At 43.3% G+C, this 393-nt stretch carries 1 pseudogene; it reads right to left on the bottom strand.

The features are described from left to right. A pseudogene (locus tag OKC24_RS19940) lies at positions 1-309 on the bottom strand (transposase); the annotation flags it as partial. Between the last annotated feature and the right edge of the window lie 84 nt (positions 310-393).

Genomic DNA, 393 nt, shown 5'->3' with positions numbered 1-393 from the left:
TGGGCGGTCGAGCTCCGCCTGGGCGAAAAAAGCGGCTGCTTTACGCAGAATTTCATTGGCACGCTTTAATTCTTTGATTTCACGTTCCATTTGCTTCATTTTTTCTTGATCAGAGATCTGTTGTACTTTGATAGGATTTTGCTCATCTAAATGCTTTTGATGCCAAGCACGAAGTGTTTCAGGAGTACAACCAATCTTAGGCGCAATAGCTGTGATCGCAGCCCAATTAGATGGATAGTCTTTTTCAGATTCAATCAATAATTGAACCGCTCTTTCTCTGATTTCAGGGGTATATTTTAATTTGGTCATCGGGACACTACGCTTCGCTACGTCTTGCGAAGCAATGCTTCTCATCTCAGAATACTGAGTCTCCGACAAACCCGGTACGGTTCA

Source organism: Acinetobacter entericus (assembly GCF_026168575.1).
In the GTDB taxonomy this organism is placed as follows: Bacteria; Pseudomonadota; Gammaproteobacteria; order Pseudomonadales; family Moraxellaceae; genus Acinetobacter; species Acinetobacter bouvetii.
This window is presented reverse-complemented; position numbering and strand designations above follow the sequence as displayed.